General features: G+C 41.2%; 11 protein-coding genes and 1 riboswitch. Of the genes, 4 read left to right on the top strand and 7 right to left on the bottom strand.

The window, feature by feature from the left end:
• Positions 1–18: 18 nt before the first annotated feature.
• From L7E55_RS07090 to L7E55_RS07080, 3 genes are all read right to left on the bottom strand, one after another.
• Complete coding sequence (locus L7E55_RS07090) at positions 19–945, bottom strand: potassium channel family protein (protein WP_277443460.1); 927 nt, start codon at positions 943–945, stop codon at positions 19–21.
• A complete protein-coding gene (locus L7E55_RS07085) occupies positions 878–3,016 on the bottom strand; it encodes a diguanylate cyclase (RefSeq protein ID WP_277443415.1) in 2,139 nt (712 codons plus the stop codon). The genes L7E55_RS07090 and L7E55_RS07085 overlap by 68 nt, the downstream gene beginning before the upstream one ends.
• Before the next feature lie 72 nt (positions 3,017–3,088).
• A riboswitch (cyclic di-GMP riboswitch) is annotated at positions 3,089–3,172 on the bottom strand.
• Positions 3,173–3,453: 281 nt separating this feature from the next.
• Positions 3,454–3,846 carry a CBS domain-containing protein gene (locus L7E55_RS07080; protein ID WP_277443414.1) on the bottom strand — a complete coding sequence of 131 codons (393 nt, stop codon included), beginning with the start codon at positions 3,844–3,846 and terminating at the stop codon, positions 3,454–3,456.
• A gap of 503 nt (positions 3,847–4,349) precedes the next feature.
• Between L7E55_RS07080 and L7E55_RS07075 the strand changes: the two genes are divergently transcribed.
• Positions 4,350–4,607 (top strand): alpha/beta-type small acid-soluble spore protein, encoded by a 258-nt coding sequence (locus tag L7E55_RS07075; protein WP_277443413.1) that lies wholly within the window; start codon positions 4,350–4,352, stop codon positions 4,605–4,607.
• 184 nt (positions 4,608–4,791) lie between these two features.
• Here L7E55_RS07075 and gpr read toward each other — a convergent pair whose 3' ends face one another.
• The gene (gene gpr / locus L7E55_RS07070; protein WP_277443412.1) at positions 4,792–5,775 is read right to left on the bottom strand and encodes a GPR endopeptidase; all 984 of its coding nucleotides are present in this window, start codon (positions 5,773–5,775) and stop codon (positions 4,792–4,794) included.
• 82 nt (positions 5,776–5,857) lie between these two features.
• Between gpr and rsmD the strand changes: the two genes are divergently transcribed.
• The 3 genes from rsmD to L7E55_RS07055 are packed head-to-tail and all read left to right on the top strand — an operon-like array spanning position 5,858 to position 7,450.
• Positions 5,858–6,481 (top strand): 16S rRNA (guanine(966)-N(2))-methyltransferase RsmD, encoded by a 624-nt coding sequence (gene rsmD, locus L7E55_RS07065; protein ID WP_277443411.1) that lies wholly within the window; start codon positions 5,858–5,860, stop codon positions 6,479–6,481.
• 21 nt (positions 6,482–6,502) lie between these two features.
• Positions 6,503–7,003, top strand: a complete 501-nt coding sequence (coaD, locus tag L7E55_RS07060; protein WP_277443410.1) for a pantetheine-phosphate adenylyltransferase — start codon at positions 6,503–6,505, stop codon at positions 7,001–7,003.
• Positions 7,004–7,009: 6 nt separating this feature from the next.
• Positions 7,010–7,450, top strand: a complete 441-nt coding sequence (locus tag L7E55_RS07055; protein ID WP_277443409.1) for an ATP synthase subunit B family protein — start codon at positions 7,010–7,012, stop codon at positions 7,448–7,450.
• 46 nt (positions 7,451–7,496) lie between these two features.
• On the opposite strand, the gene L7E55_RS07050 is transcribed toward L7E55_RS07055, so the two are convergent.
• From L7E55_RS07050 to L7E55_RS07040, 3 genes are all read right to left on the bottom strand, one after another.
• On the bottom strand, positions 7,497–8,549 hold the full coding sequence (locus tag L7E55_RS07050; protein WP_277443407.1) for a phosphotransacetylase family protein: 1,053 nt from the start codon (positions 8,547–8,549) through the stop codon (positions 7,497–7,499).
• 10 nt (positions 8,550–8,559) lie between these two features.
• Positions 8,560–10,662 (bottom strand): acetate--CoA ligase alpha subunit, encoded by a 2,103-nt coding sequence (acs, locus tag L7E55_RS07045; RefSeq protein WP_277443406.1) that lies wholly within the window; start codon positions 10,660–10,662, stop codon positions 8,560–8,562.
• Between the two features lie 205 nt (positions 10,663–10,867).
• Complete coding sequence (locus tag L7E55_RS07040) at positions 10,868–11,836, bottom strand: hypothetical protein (RefSeq protein WP_277443405.1); 969 nt, start codon at positions 11,834–11,836, stop codon at positions 10,868–10,870.
• Between the last annotated feature and the right edge of the window lie 140 nt (positions 11,837–11,976).

The raw sequence follows: 11,976 nt of genomic DNA, 5'->3' as shown, positions 1-11,976 counted from the left end.
CTCCACTATCCTTTTAATTTACCTTAATATTTTCCTTACAAATGCAACGGTAAAATAAGACATAAGAAATAATCCCAGAAAACCCTCAAAACCAGACAACAACGTAGTACAAATATTATCCGGATTTACGTCACCGTATCCTATCGTGAGAATTGTTTCAATACTATGATACAATGCTTTGGCAAATTTATTTAGCAATGGATTGTTTGTTGACTGAAAAAATGCTTTGTCTCCATTCAATTTGACAAATGGCATTGTGTACAACCCTGCGAAAATAAAAATAGTAATAAGTTTGAATCCAATAATTCTCAATGGGTTTGTCGCGTAATTTCCTACAAAATCAAGGATAAACCATCTAAAGGGGAATGCTATGCATCTCCTTATTTGAATGAACTGTTTATTCTTCTGGTGCAGTAAATCTTCACCTCTAAGTTCTGACATGCTCTCACATCTTTTAAACTCAACATAAGCAAAATCTTCATTTTTATAATGACCGATATTGCGAAAATTTTCTTTCAGCATTCTAAATTGATTGGCTTTATCCTGATAGTTGGTTGTTTTTCCTTGGGCATAAATCATTTTTTTGACATTATTAGTTGTCCAATCGATATCAATCCGACCTAAATTTTTTGTATTTAGAACAGTAAGGCATTCTATATTAACTATTCTTCTACTTGATGAAATTAGATCAAATGATTTTTCAATAATACAGTTTTCAACAATCAACGTCTTACATTTTTTTAGGCTCATATCCACATGTCCTGTAAATAAACAATCTTCAAAAATAAGCTCATTTATGGTACTTTCAAAAAAATTTAGCAGTTTTCCTTTAAATTCAGCTAACTTGAATAAAATATGACCATCTATTAAATTCATATTATTCATGTTGAATTTTCCGCAACCAAATGTTACGGAAATTAGCATTCCGAAAGGATACTTCTCCATCACCAAAATTAACTCCACTAAAATCTACACCCTCTGCGCCGAAGACCGAAAAATCAAATTCAATATCACCTTTGCCGAAAAGTGCGGCGCTAAAATTCAGGTACGAATTATTTAAATTACTGCCCCTAAAAAGTACTTTACCGTCGCCAAATTGCGTACCAAAGAAATTGACGTTTTTACTATAAAAACATGAGGAAGTAAAATCTTTTTCTCCTGTTCCAAAAGTAATATTGTTAAAATGCACCGTGTCTGACATGAATATCGTTTTTTGAAAGTCAACTTTCCCATTTCCAAAAAAACAAGATGCCAGACTAAAACCATCCATGCCATACTTAGTATCGCTAAAATCAGAATTCCCGTCAAAAAAACACTTCTCCGCATAGAAACTACGCAAGGTATTATCCTCATCCCATTCAAAAAAATCATGGTAATCATTGATCGAAAAATTCGAAAGATACAATTCTTTAAGCTGGAAATTTGGATACATATTTTTTAAGGCTATGATCTCATCTTTACTTAAATATCCAAACGTCCTCGTTTCTGTCTGTACGCTTTCATCATTAAACGCTATGATCTTTATATGTGAATTATTTGGGTTTTCTCTAATTTTTTTTATCAGTTCCAGACCACCTATTATTGGCATTATTAAATCGATAATAGCCAAGTGGGGCCTTATCCTTTGCAATTGCTCCAGTGCATCTTCTCCATCTTTTGCCATGAACACCATATAGTCCTCTTCTAACTCTTTCAACAAGATGTTTCTGATTACAGCACTGTCATCGACTACTAGAATTTTGGTTAGGGGGGAATGAACACCTTTACCTGATTGACCCGCCAGAACAACTTTGTTTCTGCCAGTTTCTTTAGCCAGGTAAAGGGCAGCATCAGCGGCTTTAATTATTTCCTGTTCAGTTTTACCGTCTTTGTCAAACTCTCCTATTCCAGAGCTAAAGGTTATCTGGATGTTTTTATTTTGATAGGGTTCGATTATGGGCATTTTTTCCCATGCGGAACGCAATCGTTCCAATATTTTATAGGCGGTTAACGCATCAGTATCCGGAAGAAGGGCAACGAATTCCTCGCCGCCGTATCTCCCAATCGTATCGGTTCTTCGAAACTTGCTGTATAGAAAGGAGGCAAACTGCTGCAGGACGAAATCGCCAACCTGATGACCGTGTTCGTCGTTAACTTTCTTAAAGAAATCAAGGTCGCATATGGCAACGCAAAAGCTTTTTTTATGGCGGGAAAAGCGTTCAACTTCTTCAGTAAGTCTTTCCATAAAGTAACCACGGGAAAAAGTTCCGGTAAGCGGATCGCGGACTGCCAGGCCGTGCAGTTCCTCCATGCGGCTGATCTTAGCTTCGATGCGGGCAACTAAATCTTCCGTGTTGAATGGCTTTATTATGTAATCGTCAGCCCCTAATTTAATACCCTCAACTATTTCCATGGGACTGGATTTGCTGGTAAGAAAAAAGATTGGCGTCCACTTATAGCGATGATCTGTTCGCAGTTCTTTAAAAAGCTCCAGGCCATTTGTTCCGGGCATTACGATGTCAAGAATAATTAAATCCGGCCTGTAGTGTTCAAGAATTTTTTTGGCTTCAGAAGCATCACCAGCATCAACAATTCCTAAATTCTTTTTTGATAACTCTTGTTTTATAAATTGTCTTATGGCGGTATCATCGTCTACGATAAGCACTTCCTTGCGCGGCACCTCTGGGAGTTTTTGCTCTTGCTCATCGGGCGATATTATGTCTTCGACTGTTTTTAGAAGGTTTGCCCTCTCTTCGATGATGTCTACAGTATCTTCACACTCCTTTAAAAGGTTTATGTCTGCCGCCTGCCCAGTTTCAAGATTGGTGGCAATTCTGTCTTCCAGGCTTTTCGCGGCTTCGATTATTTCCCCAAAGCCGACAGCAGCGCCGGTGCCATAAACAGTGTGGAAGAATATATGTAGGATGTTCTGGCATGTTTTATTATGTGGCTCTTCTTTTAAGGTACTTATGGCCTGACGTATTTTGGTAATCCTGGTTAACGTTTCCTCGATAAAAATCTGCAGGGGATTATCCATATACTGTCCCTCCGTATACTCATCTGATTGCTTCTAAGTGAATAAATCATATAAAAAACCGACCTTTATTATCTGATAAAAGGTCGGTTGCATCACTTACTCAATCAACTCAAGATGCCCAAATGATAGAGTTGATTTCATTGTCCCTTGCTTTTTTAGTTTAGAAATACCCGCCTTTTCCAATACTTGCCATAAGGTCAGAATGAAATACGTGGCGCGATGGCCTGATACGTTTGCTTGCGTTCCCCCATAAATTTATTTACAAGCTCTTCCGTCATTCGTTCAATCGTTGATAACCCAACTTGTCGCTACGGCGCAATTCCTGCGCCATTTTCCGGCGACCATAAGCAACGAGTGAGGTGGTTTATGATGTTGCTGAAAAAGAGTCCGAAGGTTCAATATCTATCTGTAATTATTTAACTATAATATTGAAATATCTATTTTACAGATGAGTATGTATCAATAACTACTTGAAGCATATCCGCAGAAGTTATAATTCCTACTATTTTTCCTTCATCTAAAACCGGCAGGCTGCTTATTTTTTTGTCCAACATCAGTTTAGCCGCTGAAACAATATCATCTTCGGGATTTACTATAAAAACATATTTATAGCTCATTGCCCAACTAACAGGCGTTTCGGGATAACCACCCGGACGACAAAGGACTTTTTCAATATCGTGTTCTACAACAATACCCACCAGAGTGCCTTTATTGTCAAGTACCGGTAGTCTCCTACAGTCTTTCGTCCGCATTAAGTTCAAGGCTTCTTTGATTGAAACATCAGCATTTACAGTAACCACATTCCGTACCATCTTGTCCTTGACTTTCATCTTTCCACCTCACCTGTCATAGTGATCTACGGATCGTCTTATCTTTATATGAGCATATTTCGACAAATAAAAGGACTTTCCTTCCAAAGATTACGACTAAATTGCCATCTGGAACACGGCGGTTCAACCCCCTATTAATGGAGCCTATATACGGATCAATTCCTTGATTGATAAGCGTACCAACGGTTTCAAGCTAAGAAAAGAAAGCATGCAAAAGACAACGGAAGTTATGCGGAGCAAAAATCTTAGCATCTGTGGAGGCCGCAACCAGTAAAAAGTACCATCCATTTCGATTGTTGGGCGATTTTGAAAATGTCAAGAGTTTTTTGCGTATTTTCTGATTTTCTTTGGTACTAATTTACTGTAAGTGCATAACTACTGTAATATAGTTTCATAAATTTTGATTGTTTATTTTTTGATAGCTAATGAGGGAAGATGTTCTAGCATAATTGCTTCCGGCCGGGTTCATACTAAACTCACAAAACAGAAAAGGAGGTGAAATAATGGCACAAGGACAAAAGACAAATCAAATCCTGATTCGTGGAGCCGGCCGGGCGATGGAAGATTTTAAATGGGAAACTGCCCGTGAACTCGGTATCCAGATTCCTGACAGCGGTTATATGGGCGACCTGCCTTCCAGGATGAACGGAGCTATCGGCGGCAACATGGTCAAAAAGATGATCGCCGCTTATGAAAACAGCTTGGCAGCGGGCACTGTTCCGCCTACTCCCCAGGTGACTAACGCTAACCTGACACTCTAACAGTCCAGTAGTGGGAGCGGGGGACTAAGCCGGCTAGTTTCGCAACATCCCGGGTAACTGCCTGCACGCATTGCCCGGGTTTTAATAAAAAATTGTCAACCCACTTTCCAATTTTTCATTATTAGTATCTCAAAATTAGTATCTCAAACAAGCGGAATAATATTCCGCTTGTTGTATTTTCGCTTTAGTTCAAATAAATGTTGAAATCCTCAAAATTGACCGCCGGATGTAAAGCCATGGAAATCCCGCCGGCAACGATTTTTGATGTGCTTGATATGAGAGAGTCAATTTCTTTGGGGGTTACCATTAAATTACCCGCGAAAGGCTGCAATACCTGATTAATAACCTGATTAGTAAAGTCAGGGCGTAAATTTTGATAAATTTGGTTTAGTAACGGGTTTGCTTTAAGTTGCTCTAAAAAATGCTCAACAGTAACCTGGGCGATCACTGCCGCGTGAACAACGGTCGGTATCCCTATGGCGATTACCGGCACACCCATGCTGGCCAGGTTGATGCCGGTTCTCTGGTTGCCAATGCCGGAGCCGGGATTTATTCCCGTATCAGCGATTTGGATAGTAGTGGCGATACGGTCGACACTGCCGGCAGCCAGGGAGTCAACTACAATTACTAATTCAGGCTGAATTTTTTCCACGATACCCTTGATAATTTCAGCTGTTTCAATGCCGGTAATTCCCAGTACACCCGGGGCGATGGCGCTGACTGAACGCATTCCTTCACCCAATTCTTCCGGCGCGTATTTGAAGAGATGGCGGGTAACCATGCTGTGTTCGATTACTTTCGGCCCGAGCGCGTCAGGAGTCGCATTCCAGTTTCCCAGCCCGACCAGGAGAATATTGGCGTTTTCGGGTAAATTAAAAAGAGAAGATAACTTTTTCGCGAGAACTTCCGCTACTTCCTGTTGCGCCAGACGATTATTATCCCGGAGAGACGGAGCTTCAATGGTGATATAATTGCCACGCGGTTTTCCCATTAATTGTTCCGCCTGCTCTTCGACTATTTTAACTATTGTTACGGATGAATTCTCGTATTTTTCGCGATCGACGATAACACCTGAGATTTCCCGGCCGGTTTGTCCCCGTAGCAAATCATGGGCTTCAACCGCCAGGTCGATATTTATTGAAAACTTTTTGTAAAAATCCAGTTCCATACTGTCACCTCTCTAACAACCATCTTTATGTTATCCTATTTACATTACGATATACATAATTATAAGTTTATTGTTTAAAATTATGAAAAAATTCGATTTTCTTATATTATTATGCTATAATGTTTTTTGTATAAAGAAGGGATTTAATATATTACGCATTATTGCAGGTATTGCTAAAAAGCGCCAGTTGAAAGCTCCCAGGGGACTTCAGGTCAGACCGACATCTGATCGGGTTAAGGAAGCGCTTTTTAATATCCTGGGGTCTTCTATTTCAGGAAGCAGTTTTTTGGATTTATTTGCAGGCACTGGTAACGTTGGCATTGAAGCCTTGAGCAGGGGAGCCGATCGGGCGGTTTTTGTCGAGAAAGATATAAAAAATATTCGTATCATCAAAGAAAACCTCAATATTACCGGACTCGAGGTTAATGCCCGGTTATTGTGCCTTAATGTTAATAAAGCTATTGCTTTGTTGGGACAAGAGGGACAAGTATACGATCTGATTTTTATCGACCCGCCTTATCTTAAAGATCTGGTTTCCAGTACTTTAAATGACATAATTAAAAACGGTTTATTGAAACCTGGCGGAACAATTATAGTTGAAAGTAGTAAGAAAGACCCGATGCCCCGGGACGCGGCTGCTTCATTAAGATTGCTACGTCAGGAAAAGTACGGGGATACGTTGCTTTCATTTTATAATTATCAATAATATGCCAGGAGGGGAAATGGTTTGCGGACTGCGATTTGCCCGGGAAGTTTTGACCCTGTAACACTAGGTCATTTGGATATCATTGTTAGAGCTTCAGTTCTTTTTGATGAGGTAATTGCGGCAGTTTCCAGAAACCCGATTAAAAACCCCTTATTTTCCATATCGGAAAGAGTTGATATGTTAAGAGAAGTTTTGGCGCCATACCCCAATGTTAAGGTAGATTCTTTTAACGGCTTGACGGTCTACTATGCGGTAGAGCAAAAAGCGTCTGCAATAGTGCGCGGTTTACGGGTAGTCTCCGATTTTGAAAATGAATTTCGCATGGCGCTTATTAATAAAAACCTTGCCTACAACATAGAAACGATCTTCTTAATGACCAGAGCGGAATATTCTTTTATCAGTTCCAGCGCGGTAAAAGATGTCGCTATTTTTGGCGGGCCTTTAGAGCGCCTTGTGCCGCCTTTGGTAGAAAAGAGGCTTGTAGATAGATTGAAGGACAGCGATTTCTGTAAGGAGGGATAGAAATCAGTGGACTTGCTGAACGTGCTTAATGAGCTCGAAGACCTTATCGAATCGAGCAGCAAAATACCGTTGACCAGAAAGGTGCTGGTTGACGAGGACAGGATTCTTGATCTCCTGGATCACATCAGGACAAACATGCCGGAGGAAATCCGCCAGGCTAAATGGATTATTCAGGAACGGGAAAAAGTGCTTAATGATTCCCAAAAAGAGGCGGTCCGGATAATGGAGGATGCCCAAAAGCAAGTGGAAAAACAGGCTGACGATAGTGAAATAGTCCGCCACGCAAAAAATATGGCTGAAGAGATAGTTCAGAAAGCTGAAGCAGTTGCCCGCGAGATAAAGGTTGGGGCGCTCGATTACGCTGATGACATACTTTCCAACCTAGAAAAGAATTTAGGGACGGTATTGCGGCAAATTGAACAAGGCCGTACAGAATTAAGAAAATAAATATCTGTTAGTTTACATAAAATTTACTCGAAGATATTAATAAAAACTACTGCAAGGATTTTAAAATATTGCGCCAGTCGCAGTATTTTTCTATATTATTTACGGCAATGTTAATAGCTTGCCGGTCAGTGGCCTTGATCCGCCGGGTAACCTCGGACATCTTCTCAATAGTTGTGTATGTATCGTAGTAGACTAGAATTACAGGTATTCCTTTTTCTTCCGCACGGGCGATTACTTTAACGTTCGGATACAGACCCCCGGTAAGAATGATTGCCGCAGTACTGGTCTCCAGCGCGGACAGGGCTACTTCCGAACGGTCTCCGCCGGTGATAACCGCTTTATTCGCGGTGCGCCGCAGGTAGCCCAGGGCGCTTTCAATAGTCATGGCGCCAATTACCACGTCTTCCACCACATGTTCCAGGCAGTCTTTCCCCGCCAGAATTTCCCCGCCAAGCACTTCAAAATAATCTTTTACTGTGGGTGAGGTTATTTCCGGGTGTTTCGGAATAACTCCAAGAATACTATAACCGCGTTCTTCCAGAATGGGCCGGTAGATTCCTTCTGTCTTAGCCATTAGTGAATGAGGGACATTGTGGAATATATTTCCTATCGTGAGAATGCCTTTTAACTCCAGGTAATTATTGAAAAAAATAGCCAGATCCAAACTATAATCGTTGTCAATCCTGATCACAAAAAGAGGAAGAGCTTGCAGCTCCGCTGCCAGACTGGCGGCGTCAAGCCCAAGACATCCCATGATATGAGGAAAACTGGCCCCGCCGATGATTACCAGGTCCATTCCCGCCGCTACCGTTTCATATGCCTCACGGATTGTTTTCACAGAAACACAGGAATGTTTGTAACCCGAAAGATAAGAAGGCCCGGCCAAATAAGGAACTATTGTTTCCAGCGGATGTTCCATTTTAAGAACTTCTTTCATTAACAAGGCGTCTTCGTCACCTTGAGCCGTGCTGCTCCCGGTGCTGCCCACAGGTTTAAAGTAGGCTACCCGGTATCCTTCTTGCATGTATTTAAGCGCTAATCCTGCCGCCACGCTGGTTTTACCGCTGCCGGCGGTGCCCATGATATATAGATTTTTCACTTCAAACACCTCACGATATAGTAATTTTCACATCAACCGCCGAAGCTCCCCGGTTGTATGCAAAAAGCGGATTGATATCCACCTCGGTTATTTCAGAAAAGTCGGTAACCAGTTGCGCAAACCTGCCGATAACCTCGACTATAGCCTGCAAATCGGCGGGCTTTTCCCCCCGGTAGCCGCGCAGCAGGGTATAGGCCTTGGTCTCGGTGATCATTTTTTTTATCTCAGCGTCAGTTAAGCCGTTTGCCAGCCGGAAGGAGACATCTTTAATCAAGTTTACATAAATACCGCCAAGGCCAAAAGCGATCAGCGGACCGAACTGAACGTCCCTGGTCATACCGATAATCAACTCTGTCCCTTTAGGCATCATCTTTTGAACCTCTACCCCGTAGATGACCGTCCTGGGCATGTATCGCTGTATTTTTTCGATGATTTCGATGAAGCCTTTGCGTACTTTTTCATATGAGTCCAAGCCGGTTATTACCCCGCCCACATCAGTTTTATGCATTATCTTGGGCGATGCTATCTTTAGCACAACCGGATAGCCCATCTCGTCCGCCAGTTCAGCCGCTTCTTCCGGCTGGGTGGCCAGCTCGGTCGCCGCCGTGGCTATGCCATAGGCAGCCAGCACTTTAGCGGCTTCGCTGCCAAGAAGCACCAGGCGCTTATCTGTTCTAACGTTTTCCAATATTGTTTCTACAGTCTTGGAATCCACATTATCAAATGAGTGTCTTTCTTTATTCCCACTGGCATTCTTTATACGATGATAACTGGTCATGCCGCTGATCGAAGAAATAACCGGTTCCGGAAAAGGGAAGCAGGGTATTTTAGCCGCTGAGAGCAGTTTAGCGCCTTCCTCAATTTGTTTGCCGCCCATATAAGCGGCAAACAAGGGCTTCGCAGGGTACGTTCCGTTCATTTCGACCATAGCCCTGGCAGTATCCACCGGTTCTGTCACTCCGCCCGGGCAGAGCAGGACGATGGCGCTGTCAACGCCCGGATCAGCCAGCACTTTATCCAAAGCAAAACGGTACCGGTCTGCTTTGGCGTCCCCCAACACGTCTACCGGGTTGTATATATTCGACTCCGCGGGTAATTCTTTTCTTAGCTGTTCAACTGTTTCCCTGGTAAAACGGGCCATTTTCAGGTTTTTTAATTCAATATTATCGGTTGCCACAATTCCCGGACCGCCAGAGTTGGTAATAATAGCCACGCGTTCTCCCCGGGGAACAGGTTGGTTGGCAAAAGCAATGGCTAGGTCAAACAATTCCGGCATACTCCCGGCCCGGATTACTCCACATTGGCGGAAAGCCGCTTCATAAGCTATATTGCTGCCCGCGAGCGCGCCGGTGTGGGAGGATGCCGCCCGGGCGCCTGCCTGGCTGGTTCCGGATTTAAGTATGACAATTGGTTTTTTCCGGCTGGCTCGCCGGGCTGTTTCAAGAAATAGAGGCCCGTTTTCCACATCTTCAATATAACAAAGAATCACCTTGGTGTGCGGATCATCAGCAGCGTTTTCTATGAAATGGGATTCCGTCAGGTCGGCTTTGTTGCCAAGGCTGATAAATTTGCTGAAACCGAGGCCTACCGAATGGCTCCAGTCCAATATTGATAATACCATAGCGCCGCTCTGTGAAATGAAGGCGATTTCACCTTTCAGTGGAAACCCGGTAGAAAATGAAGCGTTTAACGGGGTGTGAGTATCCATAAAGCCCACACAATTAGGCCCAAGCATTCTCATTTTGTATGAACGGCAAATTTCGACCAGTTTATGCTCCAGGCGGAGTCCTTCTTTGCCTGTTTCTTTAAAGCCGGCAGTGATTACCACCAGGTTTTTTACGCCTCTATCACCACAAGCCGTCGCCATATCCAGCACAAGAGGCGCCGGGACCGATATAACCGCCAGTTCCACCGGTTCCGGGGCGGCGATTACCGATGCATAACAAACCAACCCTTCGATTTCTTTTTCCTTTGGGTTGACTGGAAATACATTGCCGGTGTAGCCGCTGGAGATAATGTTTTTTACAATAACGTTTCCGATCTTGCCCGGTGATTTAGAAGCGCCGATAACAGCTACTGACTTAGGGTTGAAAAAGCTGGTCAGGCTGTCCAAATTTCTTCACCTTCTCACCCGGAGCGCCTAAATCGCTAAAAAAGAAATGGCGCTCCGGCAGATGTCTTTTATATGTTTTGCCGGGAGCGCCAACAGTATTCATTTATTTAGGTATTCAGGAGTCAGGAGTCAGAATTCAGAATATTTTAAGCGATCAATGAGTCAGGGGACTGAGTCAGAGAACCGTTCCCTGTGACAAGGGTATTTAAGATGATAAAATAATATTTCTTAAAGTTGCATAGGATAGAGCACCATAATGATTAGCTTTTAATTCATTATTATTAAAATACCAAAATGATTTATCTGGATCAATAAAAGCAACAATTGATAATTGACAATTTTTGTTTTTTACTATTTCAGATAATAATAAATCTTTATAGAAAATATCTCCCGGATTTACTGAAACATCTATAAACATTTCTCCCGTAGGCCATGGCACTTGTTCCCAATCTATTAATAATGAATAACGAACTTTTCTAATTTTTTCATCGGTATTTTGCCAATAATAATATATTTCTTTGTATTCATTGACATTTGAAATTAAATCTGAAGTAAGGTCATTATTAGAAAAAGATAATATCCCACTTATACCTACAGGCATATTTTTATCAATAAAAGATGGTTTATTATAATTATTAAATATAGATTCTTCAGACCAATTTATATCGTAATTGTTATTTATATTGTCATTCCGAACTATTGTAAAGGGGGTTAAATCTAAACTGTATTTTTCATCAAATAATTCTTCTTCTTGAAAATCTATTTTATTAGGTAAATAGACAGTCCCAAATTGTAATGTATTTAAGCCTTTTGGAATATTATTTATTGTTATTTCTATAAGTCTATCTTCATTGGGATTAATGGTTGTATAATATAAACTTGTATATTCTGTATTATTATCCCATAAACATTCAATTTGTTTCCCGTTCATAAAAATAGTAAATAACTCGGGATATGGTTTTTTTATATCTGGTGTAATTTTCAAATAGAATGTTATTTTACTCTGAATGGTTTTCATAAACATGGAACTGGTACCATTTTCATCTAATATCTTAAAATTTATATTTTCGGATTTATTTTCTATTCTTTTATTAGCTCTTGTTACTAAACAAAAACTTGTTAATATAAGAGCAATGATAAGAAATGAGATAGTAAAATGTTTTTTTATATTCATTTTCATACTCCTCGTATGCTTCCTTAGTATATTTATATTTGATGAATTAATTAAGTAGACTAACACCAAAATATTTTTGCGGCATTAGTCTACTTGTAGTATTCACTTAATTAGGTTTTAATCACCCCGGCTTTACGTCC

This window comes from Pelotomaculum isophthalicicum JI, from assembly GCF_029478095.1.
GTDB classification, from domain to species: domain Bacteria; phylum Bacillota; class Desulfotomaculia; order Desulfotomaculales; family Pelotomaculaceae; genus Pelotomaculum_D; species Pelotomaculum_D isophthalicicum.
The sequence above is the reverse complement of the archived record's forward strand: the minus strand, read 5'-3'. Positions and strand labels throughout refer to the sequence as shown.

Bases quoted from the DNA above. Each gene is read 5' to 3' on its own strand.
- L7E55_RS07090 (WP_277443460.1), bottom strand. From the start codon at position 945: ATGGAGAAGTATCCTTTCGGAATGCTAATTTCCGTAACATTTGGTTGC.
- L7E55_RS07085 (WP_277443415.1), bottom strand. From the start codon at position 3,016: ATGGATAATCCCCTGCAGATTTTTATCGAGGAAACGTTAACCAGGATT.
- L7E55_RS07080 (WP_277443414.1), bottom strand. From the start codon at position 3,846: ATGAAAGTCAAGGACAAGATGGTACGGAATGTGGTTACTGTAAATGCT.
- L7E55_RS07075 (WP_277443413.1), top strand. From the start codon at position 4,350: ATGGCACAAGGACAAAAGACAAATCAAATCCTGATTCGTGGAGCCGGC.
- gpr (WP_277443412.1), bottom strand. From the start codon at position 5,775: ATGGAACTGGATTTTTACAAAAAGTTTTCAATAAATATCGACCTGGCG.
- rsmD (WP_277443411.1), top strand. From the start codon at position 5,858: ATGAAAAAATTCGATTTTCTTATATTATTATGCTATAATGTTTTTTGT.
- L7E55_RS07040 (WP_277443405.1), bottom strand. From the start codon at position 11,836: ATGAATATAAAAAAACATTTTACTATCTCATTTCTTATCATTGCTCTT.